The organism is Flavobacterium soyae (assembly GCF_045348165.1).
Lineage (GTDB): Bacteria > Bacteroidota > Bacteroidia > Flavobacteriales > Flavobacteriaceae > Flavobacterium > Flavobacterium soyae.
Window position 1 is genome coordinate 3,776,912 of the sequence record NZ_CP150845.1, and the last position, 19,680, is coordinate 3,796,591.

Annotated in this window: 21 protein-coding genes; 15 read left to right on the forward strand and 6 right to left on the reverse strand. The window is 33.0% G+C overall.

Translation table 11 applies throughout. The annotated features are described in order from the left end of the window. Positions 1–6 precede the first annotated feature (6 nt). Together ilvC and acs are read left to right on the forward strand one after the other, a co-directional pair. Positions 7–1,476, forward strand: coding sequence for a ketol-acid reductoisomerase (gene ilvC, locus AABD74_RS16130; RefSeq protein ID WP_232678186.1), 1,470 nt, complete (start codon positions 7–9; stop codon positions 1,474–1,476). Between the two features lie 503 nt (positions 1,477–1,979). Beyond that, complete coding sequence (acs, locus tag AABD74_RS16135; protein ID WP_232678184.1) at positions 1,980–3,890, forward strand: acetate--CoA ligase; 1,911 nt, start codon at positions 1,980–1,982, stop codon at positions 3,888–3,890. A gap of 291 nt (positions 3,891–4,181) precedes the next feature. On the opposite strand, the gene AABD74_RS16140 is transcribed toward acs, so the two are convergent. Beyond that, a complete protein-coding gene (locus tag AABD74_RS16140; RefSeq protein WP_232678167.1) occupies positions 4,182–4,778 on the reverse strand; it encodes a PolC-type DNA polymerase III in 597 nt (198 codons plus the stop codon). A 3-nt stretch (positions 4,779–4,781) separates the two neighbouring features. Next, positions 4,782–6,695: a DUF294 nucleotidyltransferase-like domain-containing protein gene (locus AABD74_RS16145; RefSeq protein ID WP_406843558.1), complete on the reverse strand. Its 1,914-nt coding sequence runs from the start codon at positions 6,693–6,695 to the stop codon at positions 4,782–4,784. 337 nt (positions 6,696–7,032) lie between these two features. Here AABD74_RS16145 and AABD74_RS16150 point away from each other — a divergent pair, with 337 nt between their 5' ends. From AABD74_RS16150 to AABD74_RS16205, 12 genes are all read left to right on the forward strand, one after another. Beyond that, positions 7,033–8,241 carry a protein rep gene (locus tag AABD74_RS16150; protein WP_406843559.1) on the forward strand — a complete coding sequence of 403 codons (1,209 nt, stop codon included), beginning with the start codon at positions 7,033–7,035 and terminating at the stop codon, positions 8,239–8,241. After that, entirely contained in the window at positions 8,238–8,597 is a 360-nt protein-coding gene (locus tag AABD74_RS16155) for a hypothetical protein (RefSeq protein ID WP_406843560.1), read from the forward strand. The genes AABD74_RS16150 and AABD74_RS16155 overlap by 4 nt, the downstream gene beginning before the upstream one ends. Before the next feature lie 286 nt (positions 8,598–8,883). Continuing rightward, on the forward strand, positions 8,884–9,084 hold the full coding sequence (locus tag AABD74_RS16160; protein ID WP_406843561.1) for a hypothetical protein: 201 nt from the start codon (positions 8,884–8,886) through the stop codon (positions 9,082–9,084). 49 nt (positions 9,085–9,133) lie between these two features. Continuing rightward, positions 9,134–9,301 carry a hypothetical protein gene (locus AABD74_RS16165; protein WP_406843562.1) on the forward strand — a complete coding sequence of 56 codons (168 nt, stop codon included), beginning with the start codon at positions 9,134–9,136 and terminating at the stop codon, positions 9,299–9,301. Positions 9,302–9,420: 119 nt separating this feature from the next. Beyond that, complete coding sequence (locus AABD74_RS16170) at positions 9,421–10,143, forward strand: hypothetical protein (protein ID WP_406843563.1); 723 nt, start codon at positions 9,421–9,423, stop codon at positions 10,141–10,143. A 3-nt stretch (positions 10,144–10,146) separates the two neighbouring features. Further along, positions 10,147–10,665 carry a hypothetical protein gene (locus AABD74_RS16175; RefSeq protein ID WP_406843564.1) on the forward strand — a complete coding sequence of 173 codons (519 nt, stop codon included), beginning with the start codon at positions 10,147–10,149 and terminating at the stop codon, positions 10,663–10,665. A 120-nt stretch (positions 10,666–10,785) separates the two neighbouring features. Next, positions 10,786–11,001, forward strand: a complete 216-nt coding sequence (locus AABD74_RS16180; RefSeq protein ID WP_406843565.1) for a hypothetical protein — start codon at positions 10,786–10,788, stop codon at positions 10,999–11,001. Between the two features lie 29 nt (positions 11,002–11,030). After that, complete coding sequence (locus AABD74_RS16185) at positions 11,031–11,201, forward strand: hypothetical protein (RefSeq protein ID WP_406843566.1); 171 nt, start codon at positions 11,031–11,033, stop codon at positions 11,199–11,201. Beyond that, positions 11,182–11,742 carry a hypothetical protein gene (locus tag AABD74_RS16190; protein WP_406843567.1) on the forward strand — a complete coding sequence of 187 codons (561 nt, stop codon included), beginning with the start codon at positions 11,182–11,184 and terminating at the stop codon, positions 11,740–11,742. Before AABD74_RS16185 ends, AABD74_RS16190 begins: the two co-directional genes overlap by 20 nt. 122 nt (positions 11,743–11,864) lie before the next feature. Further along, entirely contained in the window at positions 11,865–12,431 is a 567-nt protein-coding gene (locus AABD74_RS16195; RefSeq protein ID WP_406843568.1) for a hypothetical protein, read from the forward strand. A gap of 16 nt (positions 12,432–12,447) precedes the next feature. Next, the gene (locus AABD74_RS16200) at positions 12,448–13,053 is read left to right on the forward strand and encodes a hypothetical protein (RefSeq protein ID WP_406843569.1); all 606 of its coding nucleotides are present in this window, start codon (positions 12,448–12,450) and stop codon (positions 13,051–13,053) included. A 480-nt stretch (positions 13,054–13,533) separates the two neighbouring features. Further along, complete coding sequence (locus AABD74_RS16205; protein WP_406843570.1) at positions 13,534–13,737, forward strand: hypothetical protein; 204 nt, start codon at positions 13,534–13,536, stop codon at positions 13,735–13,737. 301 nt (positions 13,738–14,038) lie between these two features. Here the strand turns inward: AABD74_RS16205 and AABD74_RS16210 are convergent, their stop codons facing one another. Continuing rightward, the gene (locus tag AABD74_RS16210) at positions 14,039–14,455 is read right to left on the reverse strand and encodes a hypothetical protein (RefSeq protein ID WP_232678125.1); all 417 of its coding nucleotides are present in this window, start codon (positions 14,453–14,455) and stop codon (positions 14,039–14,041) included. A 117-nt stretch (positions 14,456–14,572) separates the two neighbouring features. On the opposite strand from AABD74_RS16210, the gene AABD74_RS16215 reads away from it, so the two are divergent. Beyond that, the gene (locus AABD74_RS16215; RefSeq protein WP_406843571.1) at positions 14,573–15,802 is read left to right on the forward strand and encodes a multidrug effflux MFS transporter; all 1,230 of its coding nucleotides are present in this window, start codon (positions 14,573–14,575) and stop codon (positions 15,800–15,802) included. A gap of 422 nt (positions 15,803–16,224) precedes the next feature. Here AABD74_RS16215 and AABD74_RS16220 read toward each other — a convergent pair whose 3' ends face one another. The 3 genes from AABD74_RS16220 to AABD74_RS16230 form a co-directional block, all read right to left on the reverse strand. Beyond that, a complete protein-coding gene (locus tag AABD74_RS16220) occupies positions 16,225–17,493 on the reverse strand; it encodes an NAD(P)/FAD-dependent oxidoreductase (protein WP_406843572.1) in 1,269 nt (422 codons plus the stop codon). A gap of 124 nt (positions 17,494–17,617) precedes the next feature. Then, the gene (locus AABD74_RS16225; RefSeq protein WP_406843573.1) at positions 17,618–18,142 is read right to left on the reverse strand and encodes a GNAT family N-acetyltransferase; all 525 of its coding nucleotides are present in this window, start codon (positions 18,140–18,142) and stop codon (positions 17,618–17,620) included. 78 nt (positions 18,143–18,220) lie between these two features. Beyond that, positions 18,221–19,555, reverse strand: coding sequence for a DEAD/DEAH box helicase (locus AABD74_RS16230; RefSeq protein ID WP_406843574.1), 1,335 nt, complete (start codon positions 19,553–19,555; stop codon positions 18,221–18,223). Between the last annotated feature and the right edge of the window lie 125 nt (positions 19,556–19,680).

Here is a 19,680-nt window from a genome sequence, read left to right on the forward strand (position 1 = left end):
AACAAAATGGCAAATTATTTCAACACATTACCACTTAGATTACAATTAGAGCAACTTGGAGTTTGCGAATTTATGGAGCAGTCAGAATTTGCAGACGGAATTTCAGCATTAGCAGGAAAAAAAGTTGTTATTGTTGGATGTGGTGCACAAGGTTTGAATCAAGGTTTAAACATGAGAGATTCAGGTTTAGATATTTCTTACGCATTGCGTGCAGATGCAATTGCTGAAAAGAGAGCTTCATATAAAAATGCAACTGAAAATGGATTTAAAGTAGGTACTTATGAAGAGTTGATTCCAACTGCTGATTTAGTTTGTAACCTTACTCCGGACAAACAGCATACATCTGTTGTTACTGCGATTATGCCATTAATGAAACAAGGATCGACTTTAGCTTATTCTCACGGATTTAATATTGTTGAAGAAGGAATGCAGATTCGTAAAGATATTACAGTTATTATGTGTGCTCCTAAATGTCCTGGTTCTGAGGTTCGTGAAGAATATAAAAGAGGTTTTGGTGTACCAACACTTATTGCAGTTCACCCTGAAAATGATCCAAACGGATTTGGTTTAGATCAGGCAAAAGCTTACGCTGTAGCAACTGGAGGACATAAAGCAGGAGTTTTAAGATCATCTTTCGTTGCCGAAGTAAAATCAGATTTAATGGGTGAGCAGACTATTCTTTGCGGATTGCTTCAAACTGGATCTATTTTATGTTTTGATAAAATGGTTGAAAAAGGAATCGATAAAGCATATGCTTCAAAATTAATTCAATATGGGTGGGAAACTATCACAGAAGCTTTGAAACATGGTGGTATCACAAATATGATGGATCGTTTAAATAATCCTTCTAAAATTGAAGCTTACGAATTAGCAGAAGAATTAAAAGACATCATGCGTCCGTTATTCCAAAAACACCAGGACGATATTATTTCTGGAGAATTCTCAAGAACTATGATGATTGACTGGGCTAATGACGATGTTAATTTATTGAAATGGAGAGCTGCAACCGGAGAAACTAACTTCGAAAAAACAGCTCCGCAAGAAGCTCCAATCTCTGAGCAGGAATATTTTGACAATGGAGTTTTAATGATTGCAATGGTAAAAGCTGGTGTTGAGTTAGCTTTTGAAACAATGACAGAGGCTGGAATCATTGAAGAATCTGCATACTATGAGTCATTACACGAATTACCATTAATTGCAAACACAATTGCAAGAAAGAAATTATTCGAAATGAACCGTGTAATTTCTGATACTGCAGAATATGGCTGTTATTTATTTGATCATGCTTGTAAGCCATTATTGACTGAATTCATGAAAAAAGTTGAAACTAATATTATTGGTAAACCGTTTTCAACTTCAAATGGAGTAGATAATAATGTTCTAATTGCAGTTAATAAAGAAATTCGTCAGCATCCTATCGAAGAAGTAGGAGCTTGGTTAAGAGAGTCTATGACGGCAATGAAAAAAATTGTATAATAAATTTGGGAATTTCCACGCATTCCGAATGTAGTGGAATTTGCTCTGTATCAATGTTTTAAATTAATATTTTGAATTAGTAAGCACTTATTAAGAAAATAGATATAGATGCATATTGCATTCACTTAACTTCTGTGAGACAAGCAAGTTAAGTGAAGCTAATCCCTAAAGTTGGGGTATGTTTTTAATCAAAAAATATACTTGTTGAAATTTCTATTTTAATTAATAAAGATGCTGCTATTTTCAAAATAGGTAAAGTATTGTAATGCAGAATTGCAAAATTAATTGTTATTGAAATTTGTTAAATAAAAAGGTGTGATAATTTGTTTGTCATGCCTTTTTTGCGATTTACATTTTTCTTTAAAAAGTGTTTTTTTAGAATAACTTTAAAAAAAACGTATATTTTATTTATTATATGTTTTTTTTATATAAAATTTATGAATTAAATAATTTTAAGAATAGAAGCAGATTTAATACATTTATAAAAAAAATTCCACAAAACTATGAGTTATTATAAAATTGAAAATTTAGAACAATATTTTAAACATTACAATAAGTCAATAAGAGAGCCGAGAAAATTTTGGGGAAAAATTGCTGAAGAAAATTTTACTTGGTATCAACAGTGGGAAAAAGTTGTTGATTTTAACATGGCCGACGCCGAAGTAAAATGGTTTACAGATGCAAAAGTTAATATTACCAAAAACTGTATTGATAGACATTTAAGCAAAAGAGGAGAAAAAACGGCTATTATTTTTGAACCGAATGATCCGTCTGAAAGTGCTTTACATATAAGTTATAACGAATTATACGAACGAGTTTCAAAAATGGCAAATGTTCTGCGTGAGCAGGGAATTCGTAAAGGAGACCGCGTTTGTATTTATTTGCCAATGATTCCTGAACTTGCCGTTGCAGTTTTGGCTTGTGCCAGAATTGGGGCCATTCACTCTGTAATTTTTGCCGGATTTTCTTCTTCTGCAGTTTCTGCAAGAATTATCGACAGCGAATGTAAAATGGTTATCACATCTGATGGAGGTTACAGAGGAAATAAAACAATTGATTTAAAATCTATTGTTGATGAAGCCTTAGATACTTGCCCATCTGTTTCTAAAGTTTTAGTGGTAAAAAGAACAAAAACAGAAGTTGCAATGAAAGAAGGCCGTGACATTTGGTTACAGCCTTTACTAGATGCTGCCCTTGATAACAGCGTAGCTGAAATTATGGATGCCGAAGATCCTTTGTTTATTCTATATACTTCAGGATCAACAGGAAAACCAAAAGGAATGGTACATACAACAGCTGGATACATGGTTTATACGGCGTATACATTCAAAAACGTTTTCAGTCACGAAGAAAATGATATCTTCTGGTGTACGGCAGATATTGGATGGATTACAGGACACTCATACATTTTATACGGACCATTACTAAATGGCGGAACAACCGTAATTTTTGAAGGAGTTCCTTCGTATCCAGATTTTAGCCGTTTTTGGGATATTATCGAAAAACATAAAATCACACAATTCTATACAGCGCCAACGGCAATTCGTTCATTAGCAAAAGAAAGCTTAGATTATATTCAAAAATATCCTCTAAAATCTCTTAAAGTTATTGGATCTGTTGGAGAGCCAATCAACGAAGAAGCTTGGCACTGGTTCAACGACCACGTAGGAGATAAAAGATGTCCGGTTGTAGATACTTGGTGGCAGACAGAAACTGGAGGAATTATGATTTCACCAATTGCTTTTGTAACGCCAACAAAACCAACTTACGCAACGTTGCCATTACCGGGAATTCAACCAGTTTTAATGGATGAAAAACGTAATGAAATTGAAGGAAACCAAGTTGTTGGAAGTTTATGCATTAAATTCCCTTGGCCTGGAATCGCCAGAACTATCTGGGGAGATCACCAGCGTTATAAAGACACTTATTTCTCTGCTTTCCCTGGAAAATACTTTACTGGTGACGGAGCTTTAAGAGACGAAGTTGGTTATTACAGAATTACGGGTAGAGTAGATGACGTTGTAATTGTTTCTGGACATAATTTAGGAACTGCACCAATCGAAGATGCAATCAACGAACACCCAGCGGTTGCAGAATCTGCTATTGTTGGATTCCCACACGATATTAAAGGAAACGCTTTATACGGTTACGTTATTCTGAAAGAAACAGGAGAAGTTAGAAATAAAGAGAATTTATCAAAAGAGATCAATCAATATATTTCGGATCACATTGGGCCAATCGCTAAATTAGATAAAATCCAATTCGTTTCTGGTTTACCAAAAACACGTTCTGGAAAAATCATGCGTAGAATTTTACGTAAAATAGCGGAAGGTGATAATTCTAATTTTGGAGATACTTCAACATTATTGAATCCAGAAATTGTAGATGAAATTATTAAAGATAGAATTTCTTAATTCTTGATTTGTATTTATATAAAAAATGCCTCTTAATTTTTTAAGAGGCATTTTTTTATGTTTTGTTGTGAAAAATATTCACAGTATTGTCAGGCTGAGAGAAGTCGAAACCTCTCATGCAGAATCACTTTGCGGGGCTTCGACTTTGCTCAGCCTGACAATCATATGTATTTTGTCATTTCGAGGAAACGAGAAATCGCACTCGTAATTCTACAAAGATTGGTGACATGCATTGCCGAGTTTCTTGTGCGATTTCTCGTTTTCTCGAAATGACAAGATTGTGTTTAGGATTTATCTTATTCCCAATCTCGACTTCAACTTCAAAAATAAAAGCCCAATTTTATAAGCATCCTCGGCAGAAGAATTTCTGTCGCTTTTTGGGATTTTATAAATTTCGCATAAATCATTTAAAGAGAACTGCTTATCATTAATATCGGTTAATTTTCGATACATGACATCAATATCGAGAGCTTCATTTTTTAATCTTCCGCAGTCCAGTCTTTCTAAGGCAGCATTAAGCATTTCAATGTCAAAATTAATATGATGGCCAACGAGAACAGCATTTCCAATAAAATTTATAAAAGCTTCTAAAGCCTCAGCTTCAGGCATTTTATTCATTTTACTTTCAATAATAAATTCATTAGAAATTCCGTGTTCTTCTAAAAATTTATACTGAAGTAAAACCGCTTCAAAATTCTCCTTAATTACAACACTGTCGTCAATAACAGAAAAAGCCCCTAAAGATAAAATAACATCTTTATTAGGGTTTAAGCCAGAAGTTTCGGTTGACAGAACCACATATTTGTTGGGTTTTGCTTCTAATTTGGTTAAGTAATCTTTCCAGAATTCCGGGTATTCCTTATTAATATTTTTAATCCAGTCTAGCATATTTTACGAGAATTGTGTAAGTTGAAATTTACTCTTTATTAGTTCCTCAAGGTCTTTCATCGGGGTCAAAGCATTTTTTAACTTCTCTTTGTCTGTTTTAGACATTTCTCTTAAATTAATATATTGTCCGGAATCGTCATTTTTTAAGCCTTCAACAGTTCTAAATTTTGAAAGTGTTAAAAATGCTTCGGCACAACTTAAATATATTTCGGCATTTTTAGAATCGGTAATGGCTAATTGTTTGAATCTTAAGTAGGTATTTTTAATTCCTTTGATATTCGCATTCAAAATTAACAAACGTGCACTATCAATAAGCGGCATTAAGGCACGGGTTTTAATATCAAATTTTCCTTTTTGCGGACCTTCTTCCTCAACAATGAATTTTTTAAAGAAACTCAAAGGAGAATTTCTCTTTAAGGCATCGTTCCCTAAAAAGTCAAAGAATAAAGTATTATTTACAGCATTTTTAAATACCACATTTTCTATAACTTCTTCAATTTTTGCCTCACCAATTACGATTTCATAATCAAAGAAAATACTGCTCAAATCATTGCTGTTTTCACCTGGAGTATTCATCCAGCTGTTGTATTGTTTTGTCCAGTCACTCAATGATTTACACCATAACATATTGCTTCCCATGTGACCATTTGGGCAATATTCATAACCAACTTTTTCAAGTATGGCAGTTGTTCTTTTTGCCAGTCTTAAAAAGTAATCTTTTACCTCGCGATATTTTTCAGGGGCAACATCTTCAAAAATTAAAATGCTATCCTGATCTGTCAATAAAAGCTGTTCTTTACGACCTTGACTGCCAATGCTTAACCATGCAAATCTGGCAGGAGGGGAGCCTAGATCTAAAATTGACAGCTCAACAGCACGTTTTATGATGGCCAGGTTAATTTCGCTTGCAATATTACTAACATGAGAAATTGGTATATTTTTTTGAATCGAATTCTGAATCAAATCTGATAAACGATCACGAATTTGTTTTAAATCTTTTGGAAGCTGCGAACGCTTAATTTCTTTAATTAAAACACCAGGGTTACTAGCTTGTGCTACAATTAAATCATGCTCAGAAATAATTCCTTTTACAGCAGATTTACTTGTACCGTCTTTAGTTACGCACAGGTGAGAAACATTATGTTTCAGCATAAGAAGCTGGGCTTCGGCCAAAGAAACATTTTCAATTACCGTAACAACCGGTGAAGACATTATTTTGTCAATCGTTTCAGTAATAGGGTAACGTCCAGTTGCAATTTTTGAAGATAAGTCGGCGTGGGTTACAATACCAATCGGGTTATTTTTTTCACAAATAACAATATTATCCACCATAGATTCTGTCATCAAAATGGCAACATCTTTTACAATATGATGAGATTCAGTTGTTAACGGAGAATTATTATAAGAAAGAGACTGAATATATTGCATCTCATTCTGCTGGTCCATAAAATTACTATCGGGATCTAATTTTCCGTTAGAACGTGCATTATCTCTGGTATGCCTTGAATTTATGGCAAAACTTTCCAGTAAAAAATTTAAAACATCCGAATTATTAGCCACAAATGGACGAAAAACAGCAATTGGAATCGCATAAACAATACTTTCTTCACGCGCTTTTGCCGTCATCATATAGTTATTTTTAGCAAAAAACGGACGTAAACCAAAAATATCTCCTTCGTGGCATTTGTTTATAATGGTTTCTTCGGCATCAGCAATTGTTGTTAAATTAATAACACCAGAAGCCACAACATAAAAACTGTCGTGAAGCGGATCATTATTTTGGAACAATACTGCATGTTTTTCTAAATTGATAACACGAATATTTGTAGCGATATCTGATAATTCCTGAAAAGTTAAGTTATCAAACGGCGGGTATTCTTTTAAAAAGTCTGCAATATGCTCAGCAATTGTATTCATATATGTTTAATATCTTTTAGAATATTGAATGTAAAAATAATAAAATAAACTCTTACAATGAAACCATCTTGGTCAGAATCTAATTATTTTAAAGAAATGTTAAGATTTACTGAATTCAAGGCTTCAAAATGTTTTTTTTAAATTAAAATTCTGATAATTACTTGAATTTCATTGTTATATGAACAATAAATTATGATTTTAAAATCTGATTTTTTATTCTGTACAGTTTGAGGTTAGAGGAATGCATTTATGAGTTTATTTAAAATAATAAATCTTGAAGCCGGAGCATTTGTCATAACTTTCTATTTTACATAATATAAATTATGGGTCAGAAGAATTGGCGCAAATATTTGATAATCAGTACTTTAGAACTGAGCGTTACAAACTGGCGAAGCCCCTTGATAATGATACGGTTTTGGTTGGCCACATAATGCATCAAACGGATATATCTTCGGTATATAAAACATTATTACACCGTATGAGAAATATTGCAAAAAAGAATTACACATTGAAAGAAACAAAAGAAAATCGTAAGCCTAGAATTCAATTTTGTGGCTATGCCGTAAATGCGAATCTTAATCAGCCGATTAAGTTATGCAGGAATGACAAAGGCGGATTGTTTTTTAACGGCGTAGCCAATTGTGGCGGTTATTGGCGTTGTCCAGTCTGCGCGCTTAAGATTTCAGAAAACAAAAAAGAACTCTTAAGCGGGCTTATCGGTGCGCACCAATCGAAAGACCTTTCGATTGGATTTCTAACCCTCACAGTTAGGCACTCAAAATTTGATACTTTAAAGAAAACGCTTGATAAAATCTCGAATAATTATAGAAAATTTCAGCAATCGAGATTTTGGAAATCTGATAAAGGTATTATTGGGCAAGTAAAAACTTTAGAAATTACTTATTCTGATAATAATGGTTGGCATCCGCATTTACATATTTTGTACTTCTATAATAATTCTGATGGTAAACAAAATGAAAAATTTCAAAAAGAAGTTCTTAAAAGATGGGTTTCTTTTCGTGATAATAATAGTTTAATAAAAGCACAAAATCAAAAAATGTTAACGAACGACATTTCCGATTATATGGCTAAATACGATATCACCTCGGAAATGACAAAAGGACAAATAAAAAGTTCAAAAGGACTTACTCCATTTACAGCGCTTGCAAAAATTGCTTGCGGTGATTACTCTGATGAGTTTGAAAAACGTCGGTTATATGGTATTTACAGTTGTTACGTAGAGCAGACACAAGGTAAACACTTTGTAAATATCTCAAATTCATTGCGTAAAGAATACAGCGAGTTTATGGCTGAATTCAACAAAACCGATGAAGAAATTGTAAATGAAGTCACTATAGATGAAGTTCTTTTAAAGATTTCTCTTCCGATCTGGAAGCTTATCTGTAAAAATGATTTACAGCCTTTAGTGCTGAATAAATATAAAGAAAATGGTTTAGAGGGTGTTTACAATCTTCTGACCTACTTCAGAGATTTTAAAGATTTAGAAATTGAAATAGATAGTAACCAATTCACATTATTAATATGAAAAATTTGTATCAAGATTATGAAATGTTATCTCCGCTTTTACAGGCTCAACTACCAAAAGCAAAAATTGAAACCCGCTATTTACCTGATTTTATTTGCGCAAGCTGTGGTAACTGCGAAAGAAATTATCATAAGGATGAAGCTAGTAACGAAAATAACGGTTTCTGTATGAAATTCTTTCAAAATGTACCATTAGAAGAAAAAAATGTCAATTGCTGGACTTCTAAACAACACACTTATTTTGAGGATTTATCAAAACTTAGACCAGCGGAAAAAATGAAAGATTTACATATAAGAAATAAAAGAGCTGATCAGCTTAAGATCGAATTAGAAAATAATCAACTAAACCTATTTTAATTATGAAAAATCAAAAAATTAATGCTTTCCTATTTGTAATCGTTGTAATTGTTGCAACAATAATTTTGAATGTATATGGAAAAGTTTAAAAAGTTAAATAGAAAATTTAGGTTTTCTATAGCGTATTTAGTGTTTTTATACCTTTTGTGCTTGTTTGGATTATTTATATCATTAATAATTGAATCATGCTGAGTTTATTTATTGGAGCAGTTTACTTTATCGCTTGGGTAATTGCTATTATTGATGTTACAGGCGAATATAATGATAACGATATAAATTTTTAATTATGAAAAAAATGTCAGATTTAGTGAGCGGTGCTTATTTTTCTTTTGGAGAAGAAAAAAGCGTTTATCATGTTGATAGAATTGTTTATTCAGGTAATAGGAACGGTGATTTTATTGTATACTATTATAATATCGATACTTTAAAAGATTTCATTTGGAATACAAAACAATACAATTCTGTAATTTACATCTATCCAAATTAAGGAGGGGCTTGCACCCCCCTCCTATCAAAAACCCAAAACTCTTAATCGTATGGAAACTTTAAAAGTTGTTACAGCTAAAGAATTAGCTAATTTAATGGGTGTTAGTGAAACATCTGCTAAAAGATATCTTAAGGATATCAAGTCGGAATATCAATGTAAACGTGTTTTAGGTGAACATGTAAATAAGTATTTCAAAATTGATACCAAAAATACCTAAAAAGTGTCAAAAAGTGCCAAAAAGTTTCAGCCCTCGTTTTGAGGGCTTTTTTATGCCCAAATTTGACATGTAAATAAATAATAATTGTCGGATAAAAACCGACCTAATTCTTTGAAAGTATGGAAATATACAAAGCTACAGGCTTAACTGGCACGGGTACAATTCCAGTTACAAAAAGTATCAGTACGATCATTATTGCAAGTACGTTGGAATACGATGAACTTACAAATGAGAGTATTCGAGTAGAAATTGAGAGAGCAAACGGCTCTAATTTCGAGGTCACTAAAGGTTCAATGAATCTAAAAGATTTCATTTTGGCAAATACCTACGGGGATGATGCTATTACTTCAGACCTTGCAAGAGGTTATAAAATTGTAGCGGTTTGTGAAATCTGTAAAGATGGCTCTATTCATTTATTTGAGAAAGATGTTATCAAAATCGAGTTAAAAGGTTTAGATGTTACAGAAACTTATGTTTTGAATTGTTTAGAAGAGCCTGAAACTAGTACAGAAATTTACTCATTTGAGCATAAAAGCATGGCTCCTGAGGACACAAACAAAGATTTCAATGTTGCCGGTTATGATATTGCTATTTTAGATAAGCATAGCAGTATAGAAGAGATCAATTACACATTCGCAAACGGTCAGGTAGTAAAATACACGCTGTTCGAATTGGAAGCTATGAGCAAAGCTATCGATCCAGTCGCTTACGTTAAGACGGATGGAACTGTTAGAAGTGCTTTCACTGGAAAAATTCAGTTACCTCTTTTGGCTGTTTCGAATTTAAATATTCGTAAATCACAAGGTACTGTTATCAATTTAACATTAAGAAATCATATTTAATTTATGGGATTTTTCAAAAAAATTGGTAAAGCCATTAAAAAAAATGTTTCGTTCAAAAATTTAGTGAAAGTTGCTACTCCTTTGATGGGTGCGATTCCTATCGTTGGCGGTCTTGCTCAAAACATTTCCGAAAATGCTCAGGCAGCGCATCAGGCTAAAAAGGATGCTCAGGCATTAAAAGCGCAAGGTGACTATCAAGCGGCACAAGATGCTGAAATGAGAGCGCAAGCCCTACAGGTTCAGGTTGCAAGTGTTGCAGGGCAAGGTGCTGGTGCGGTAATGAAGTCAGCGGGTGAAGTTTTTACAAAGGCTGTAACGGATGGTGCTTATGATGGTGTCTCGAATGGTGTAAAGCAAAGTTTGGGCAATGCTGGGGCTGATATTGCAGACCATACCATTAGTGCATGGTTCAAAAAGCATTGGAAACACATTTTAATTGGTCTTTCGGTAATCGGGCTTATTTATCTGATCTATAAACAGATGAATAACAATAAAAGACGTCGTCCGTATGGGCGAAGATAAATTCAAAGGGAAGTGCTATCGAATTTACGGATTGATTTTCCTGATAGATACGGTAGTACTTCTTTTAAAAAAAATCGGCGATTTGATCGCAATTGTAAAACACTTAATAAATTAGAAAAAATGGCAAGACAAGCTAGAATTAGTACAGATAGATTCGGAAATCCGTTTCAATTGATTGGTTGTAAAGACAAAAGAGGAACAGGTTTCTTTTCGGGTTATTGTGAATTAGGCGGTAAGCTTTACAAAATTGAACCTTCTGAGGCTCAAAAAGAAGGTGTAGGTTACTGGGTTAAGATCACACTCGTTAAAAAAAGAAGTCAGGCTTCATCAATGTAATTGTATAACTACTCTAAACACTAAAAAAAATGAAAGGTATTTCAACAATTACGAATGTTCTTAAAATTATTGTCAAATATGGGGCTATCATTGCTGTAGCTGTGAAAGTTATTAATTATGCTTATGAGGAGTTCTCTAAGCTTGAATTAGGAGATGATCCCAAAAAAATAGACGTGAAAGATGGCGAAGTCGTTTCTTAACAACAAAAATGTTGCTCTCGGATTACGAAATAATAATCCGGGCAACTTAATCCGAACTGTTTTAACATGGCAGGGAAAGATTCCACATGCACAGAGTACAGATAAAAAATTTGAACAGTTTGAAAATGTTCATTACGGTCTGAGAGCAATGTTCAAAGATTTGATTAATGATATCAATAAAGGTAAAAACACCGTTAAACTTTTAATTACAGAATATGCGCCTCCAAAAGAGAATGATACCGTGGCTTATATTAATTCTGTTGCTAAGAATCTTGGGGTCGCACCGACTGCAAGACTTTCGCAGATTGATTCTACCTTCTTGTTGAAGCTTGGCAGAGCAATTTTACAGGTTGAATTAGGTAAAGATCATCGTTTGATTACTGACGCTGATATCATTAAATCGCTTACAATGTTAGGCAATGTTTCAACAGCAAATTTGACAGTTAAGATCGACAAATTTGCATTAGCAAGGCAGTATATTATTCCTGTTTTGATCACAATCGGTCTTTTTTTTTATTCATACGTAACAATAACAATTTAAAACGAAAATTATCATGGAAAAGATAAAAGAATTTTATGAGAAAAATAAAAAAGTAATTTTAATCGTGGGTGGTGTGCTTGCAGCGTACTTTATTTTCACAAAAATGAAAAAATAATAGCAATATGAGATACACTCCTAAACAAAGTGGCTCAGTAGGTTCAGCAGTAATCCCATTCTTGAAAAAGTATGGGATTTATATTATAGCACTTTTTCTACTTTTTCCTTACTTGTATAAGTATTTTAAAAATATGGTTGAGAGTGTTAAAAACACAAATCTTGAAGCTGAACAGACAAGAAATTCTAATGAGAATTCGAGAGCAAATCCTGAAATAATTAAGCAGAAAGTCAGGGATATTAAAATTAAATATCCAAAAGTATCAAGTTCAGTAATGGATGGTATTGTAGCTTCTGCTTTTAAAATTGCTGACTCTTTTGGTGTTGGTGTCCATGACTATAGTACTTTTTTAGGTATTAAGTGGTTTAATCCAACTGACATGACTGAGGATGAAAAGTCTGCAATGAAATTTTTGAAAAAACATACTGGTACTTTTTCAATTTTAGAAGATGTTTATTATAAAACGGCGACTAAATCGAGAAATTTGAGGGAAGATCTTATTGAGTACCTTTCTAATGAACAGTATGACGAATTAGCAAAGTTTTATAAATCAAAAGGCTATAACTGGCTTTAATTTAAACAAAATAATTATGTATACATTATACTACTTAAACAGAAATTTTCAATTGAGAACAATTGAAACGCCAACTATGGATGTTCCGATCAGGATTCCAGAAGAGTTGGTTTTTTGTAATTTAAGGCAAGGAATTTCATTTATAAGAGAACCGCATAGGTGTATTGATTTTACACATACAGAGCGTTTAATTATGGTTTCTGAATTTACAGATACGGAATTGCTGAAAGATGCTGATTTCAGGAAAGAAAATACATATCTGAGTCCATTGTGTCAAATTGAGGTTTACAATTTTGTTTTAGCTGATGCAGATGTAAAATATTTTTATGATGAAGGTAATGTCTTAATTTTTCCTTTAAATGTAGGTATACCAAATATGCTTACAAATGTATGGTTGAGTTATGACGGCATAAATTGGCAGAGAGCGGGCATTGAACATGATACAAATGGTTTTGAATGGACCGGTACAGAAAATAGGCTTTATTATTCTGCAATAAATGGAATATTATTTCCTTCGGTAGATCTTGTAAACGCACCATTTATTGATCTTCCTAAATATGCTTTCTTCGAAAATGCAGAAACTTTAGGACGTTCAAAAGTCCACACAATTACAATAGTTTAAAATTTTAACACTTAAATAAAATAAAATATGTATATTTGGGCAAACTTCAAGGAGAGATAAAAGAACGGCAAATTCTTCTCTCGGCGATAAAAATCCGATATCATGCAACAATCATCTTTATATACAGGAGATAGTGCCGTTTTTTCGGTACTATCTTTTTTTTGTTTTCATTTTTTTTTATCTCTTACCCTAAAATAATATGTCAGGGTTTAGTAATAAAAATGATTATTCGGTGCAGGTGTATCTGAATAATGAAAAAAGGCTTTTCACTGAGTATGTACATTCAATTTATGCTTATACTCATTGGTTGAAAAAACAGTCTATTTCATGGGATTATCTATTGGTCTATGTGAGACGTACTCGAGCAGTCTTGTGTTATTATAAGAATGGTGATTATATTGATTCGAAACCAAATTTCAACACTCGAGGTAGAACAAAACAAGGTTGGTAAATTTTTTAGCTGCTAAAAACTCTTAAACTATGAAAACACGACATACTTGTATTTTTTGCGGAAAGAAGCGGTTCCAAGAGCGCATGACTTCCTTTACTTTTGTTTCTTGGACTACACCAGTAGCAAAATCAAGGGTTAAGCATTGGGCTTGCAGTAAAAATATTCGTCCACAAGAGCAAGATTGCTTCAAAAAATTGCTTGAAATTGATTTTAACCCTGTAATTATTCCATAATTTGGATTTTACTGAAGTAAAAATGTCAGGTCAGGTCGGACAATTTGTAGCAAACATTAACGCATAAAAAAAAGAGCCTCAAACGGTACGGCAAATACCTCGGCTCTCATTGATAAAAATCTATGACAAATATAAGAAAAAATATTAATTCTGCAACACATACTATAAATTATAGGTCATTTTAATATGTGTTTAAATACAGCTAGATTATTGTTTGTCAGATGTCTATGTGTTTCATAAAAAAGCATCACATAATGCGATGCTCTTATTTTGGAAAATATGATATTTTAAATTGTTATATTTAAATTTTATTTTGGTAAACAGATTTTCCATTTAATGAAACTTCTATAGAATTATTTTTCTCAGAAAAAGTTGTTCTCAAAACATTTCCTTTAAAAATTGAAACATCACCATAAACTTTTCCGGTTTCTTCAGAAACATATTCAAATAATAATTTTTTATTGTCTGGTTCAATTCCCAGTTTATAACTTGTAAATTTTGTTCCTTTTAAATCAAATTGCTGCTGTGAATCGATAATTTTTCCATCAGCATAAAAATTTGTAATCGTTTTGTTTAAAGTAATATCTGGATAATATTGATTTACTTTTGTTAGTAATGCGTATTGCTCAACATTTGCATTTTCTTGTTTTGATGAAATGGTTTGAGCGAAAGAAATTGTTGTAAAAAGAATGGCAAATAATAAAATGTACTTTTTCATAATTTTTATTTTTTAAGATTACTAATGTTACGTTTTTGATATTAAATGTATTTGATATCTACTACAAGGTATGAAATCTTTACCTTTGCAAAAAATTATAAGCCTTTTTTTAAGAAAATGACAACAAAAAAATATATCCAGCTTATTCTCATTCTTGGTTCTTTAACAGCACTTGGTCCTTTTTCAATCGATATGTATCTGCCTGGTTTCTCTGGTATTGCTAAAGATTTGAATACATCTGTGGCAAAAGTTTCAATGAGTTTATCGAGTTATTTTATCGGAATTTCTGCCGGGCAATTACTTTACGGGCCGTTATTAGATCGATTTGGGCGTAAAAAACCACTTTTTATCGGTTTGATGGTTTATATTTTGGCTTCTTTTGGCTGTATATATGTTGCTGATATTGATTTATTTATCTTCTTGCGTTTCATTCAGGCTATCGGAAGCTGTGCTGCAACAGTTGCTTCTGTTGCAATGGTTCGTGATTTGTTTCCTGTAAAAGATATTCCAAAAGTATTCTCTCTTTTAATGCTTGTTTTAGGGCTTTCGCCTATGCTTGCTCCAACAATTGGTGGTTATGTAACAGAAGATTATGGCTGGCATACCGTATTTTTTATACTATTTTGTATGGGAATCGCTATTTTAATTGCCTCTCAAGTTGGTTTGCCAAATAGTTATAAACCCGATACTTCTATTTCATTAAAACCAAAACCTATTATTTCTAATTTTTTAAAGGTTTTAAAAGAACCACAATTTTACACCTACGCATTTACGGGAGCGATCGCTTTTTCGGGATTATTTACTTATGTAGCAGCCTCGCCTATTATTTTTATGGATATTTACCACGTTGATGCCAAAACATACGGATGGATTTTTGCTTTTATGTCAGTTAGTTTTATCGGTTCGAGTCAGTTTAATTCAGTTTTATTGAAGAGATTTTCCAGCGAACAGATGATTTTTGCAGCCTTAATTTTGCAATCTCTAATTGCCATTATATTCCTGATACTTTCGCTAAACAATTTATTAGGATTGTATACGACTATTGTGATGCTTTTTTTATTTCTGGGCTGTTTAGGAATTTCAAATCCAAATACTGCCAGACTTACAATGGCTCCATTTGCTAAAAATGCCGGAAGTGCTTCAGGTTTAATGGGTGCTATTCAATTAGGATTGGGAGCTTTAGCTTCATTTGCTGTCGGGATTTTTGTAAAAGATTCTGCAGCACCAATGGTTCTTATTATGACAGTTACTACAATTATTGCTTTTGTAGTTTTAAATATCGGAAAACGTTTCATTAAAAATAAAGTCGAAATCGCTGAAAATGATGATGTGGTAGTTGGACACTAGATATTAATTCCAATTTATGTTCAACAGTTTGTTATTTCGACCGAAGGGAGAAATCGCACTAGAATGTCGACAAAGATTAGCGATTTAGATTAGCGATTTAGATTAGCGATTTAGATTAGCGATTTAGATTAGCGATTTAGATTAGCGATTTAGATTAGCGATTTAGATTAGCGATTTAGATTAGCGATTTAGATTAGCGATTTAGATTAGCGATTTAGATTGGCGATTTAGATTGGCGATTTAGATTGGCGATTTAGATTGGCGATTTAGATTGGCGATTTAGATTGAGGAGTTTCGTGTGCGATTTCTCCCTTCGGTTGAAATGACAATAGTTTGAGGATAAAAGCTACAGTAAACTCAAAAAAAAATCCAAACTCCGGTAATTGGAATTTGGATTTTTAAAAATTTTGGAGTTTAAAAATTTACTCCAATTGTTGTCTCTTGTCAGGTCTAATAATCATTCTAAGAGATTGATCTCTTGCGAAATATGCTACCATCCAATTCCAGAAAGTGTTCAGTCTGTTTCTATATGTAATTAAAGAAATTAAGTGAATAAACAGCCAAATGATCCAGGCCAAAAAGCCTTTAAAATGCCATTTTGGGCTTGGTAAATCTACTACAGCCTTATTTTTTCCAATGATGGCCATCGAACCTTTATCTTTATAAGCAAATGATTTCAAAGGTTTGTTTTGAGCCATTGCTTTAAAGTTTTTGGCTAAATTTAATCCTTGCTGAATAGCAACCTGAGCCACCTGCGGATGTCCGTCGGGAAAGTTTTTATCTCCGGCTAAAATTGCGGTATCACCAATTGCATATATGTTTTCTAAACCATTTACCTTATTATATTGATCTGTAGCCATGCGTCGGCCGCGGCCGTAGCTTTCCTTCGGAATTCCGTCAAAAAGTTTGGCAGAAACTCCTGCTGCCCAAATTAAGTTTTTGGTTTTAATCGTATCTCCGTTTTCAAAAAATACCGTATCATCAATATAATCGACAACACGAGTGTGCAGTTTTACTACAACGCCAAGTTTTGTAAGAGCTTCGAGAGTGTCTTTTTGAGAAGCTTCGCTCATTGGCGACAGTAAAGCATCACCTCCATCAACAAGGTAAACGTTACTGGCAGATGTTTCTAATTCAGGGTATTCTTTTAATAGAATATTTTTTCTCATTTCGGCAAACATTCCAGAAACTTCAACTCCAGTTGGTCCGCCTCCGGCAACAACGATCGTTAACAATTTACGACGTTTACGAATATCTTTGGTAATAGCTGCTTTTTCAAGATTTTTAAGCAATGCATTTCGCATTTCGATGGCATCATTTAAGGTTTTCATCGGGATCGCGTTTTTCATTACGTTTTCCATTCCGAAATAACTCGTTTCGGCACCCGTTGCAAAAACTAAATAATCGTATGTTAATTCGCCGTTGCTCAAAATGATTTTATTTTCGGCAGGAACTACAGAAAGTAATTCGCCTAAACGAAACTGAAGGTTCTTTTTACCTGCAAAAAATTTTCTAAAAGGATAACTAATACTTGAGGGTTCTAAAAAAGCAGTTGCAACCTGGTATATAAGCGGAGGAAAAAAATTATAATTGTTTTTATCTACAAGGGTTACTTGTATTTGAGGATGATTTACAAGTTCTTTTGCGAGATTTATTCCTGCAAAACCGCCTCCTATAATGACTATATTCATATGTGTTGTTTTATAATGTAGGATTTATGAGTAAAATTGTTTTTGCCTTAGCAGTTCCATAAATTTAACATTTTAATTCCAGATACGAAACCCAAACCTGAGTTTTGTTTTCCTTTTTTGAGAATTATTCAGTCAATTTAAGTTTCATCATAATATCTGTTTGTTCATCATTTCCAAGTTTAAAAATGTGTTTGTCAAATTCAACAAAACCATTTTTTTTATAAAAACTTAAAGCTCGATGATTTTCTTCCCAGACACCTAACCAAACATAGTCAGCGTTCTTTTCTTTGGCTGTTTGAATCGCTCTTTCATAAAGTAATTGTCCGACTTTTTTTCCGTGAAATTCTTTTGAAACATAAATACGTTCGATTTCAAGGGATTTTTCGTCCTGCAGTTCAGTCTGCGATTCTCCGAAGTTTATTTTTAAATAACCGATTACGTTATTATCAAGAACAGCAAAATAAAATTCAGAATTTTTATTCGTTAGTTCTTCCGTTAATTTTTCTGTAGAAAAACCTTTCTCTAAATAATCTTTCATATTTTCTTCAGAATTTGATTCTGAAAAAGTCTCCTGAAAAGTCTGCCTCCCAATTTTTTGCAATTGTTCAATCTCGTCAAGCGTAATCTTGTTAATTTGAATATTTTCCATTCTGGATTATGTTATTTTAGGATTTAAATTTCCTCATAAATTTACAACATAAATCAGCAGATTCAAAAGCTTGAAGTATTACTTTTTGAATTTTTTAACAGGCTTTTCTGTTACTTCAATTTTGTTTTGTAAAACATAATTGGCCAGCAATTTCTCAATCAGTTCGTCTTTTGTAAGATGGTGAAAAACGGTTTTTACCTTAGTTTTCAAATCAGTCGAAATGTCGTGGTTTGGTTTAGTTTTGAAGATTTGTTTTGCCCATAAAAGCGTATTGTTTTCTTCAATACTTAAGGCCGAAGGTTTTTGAAATTTGGTGAATTTAAGCCCCAGTTCTCTTTCAAAATCTGCAATTTCTGCCACTTCTTCTTCCTGCAAAACGGTTAAAGAAAGTCCCTTTGCCCCTGCTCTGGCAGTTCTTCCGCTTCGATGAACATAAGTTTCGTAAGCGTCAGGCAAATGGTAATTTACAACATAAGAAATTTCTTTTACATCAATTCCTCTAGCGGCTAAGTCGGTGGCAACTAATATATTGATATGTCCTTCTCGGAATTGTTCCATAATTCTGTCACGAATCCCCTGTGTTAAACTCCCGTGAATTGCTCCCGAAGAAAAACGGTTAATCGCCAGATTTTTGGCTAATTTATTAACAGCAGCTTTTGTTTTGCAGAAGATAATACCGCGTTCTCCATCTTTTGAATTTAGAAAATGCATTAAAATGTCTAATTTTTCAATTGGATCAACTACAATATATTCGTGATCAATTCCTTGGTTACCAACAGTTTCCATATTGGCACTTACCTGAACTACATTTTTGTTTAAGTAATTCTGAACCAATTGTTTAATTGTTCCCGGTAAAGTAGCCGAGAATAATAATGTGCGGTGTTTTTTAGGGACTTCAGCCAGAATTTCGTCCAGGCTTTCTTTTAAGATTGAAACCATTTCATCGGCTTCATCTAAAACTAAAAATTGCGTTTGTTTTAAATCAACGGCTTTTCTTTGGATCAAATCGATTAAACGTCCCGGAGTAGCCACAATAATATGCGTTGGCAATGTAAGGCGCTCAATTTGAGGTTTTATCGGAATTCCACCGCAAGTTGCTGCGATTGAAATATTTGGAATATATTTTGAAAAATCTTCTAAATTTCTAAAAATCTGATGTCCTAATTCTCTTGTTGGAACTAAAATTACAGCCTGAACTACAGGAGATTCCGTGTCAATTAATTGTAATAGCGGAAGTCCAAAAGCGGCAGTTTTTCCGGTTCCGGTTTTGGCTAAACCCACAACATCGTGGTTTTCGGACAATAAAAGCGGAATTGTTTTTTGTTGAATTTCAGTAGGTTCAACAATGTTTAATTCGCCTAAAGCTTTTAAAATTGGCGCTGAAAGTCCTAATGTTGAGAATTGTTTAGACATGTTTTATTTTTAGATTTTAGAGTTCTGATTTTAGATTTGCTTCAGATTGCTTATTATACAAACTGAAACTAAAAATCTTTGTCAAAGTTTCAAATTTTGACAAAGATCATGCTTTTTTATATAGT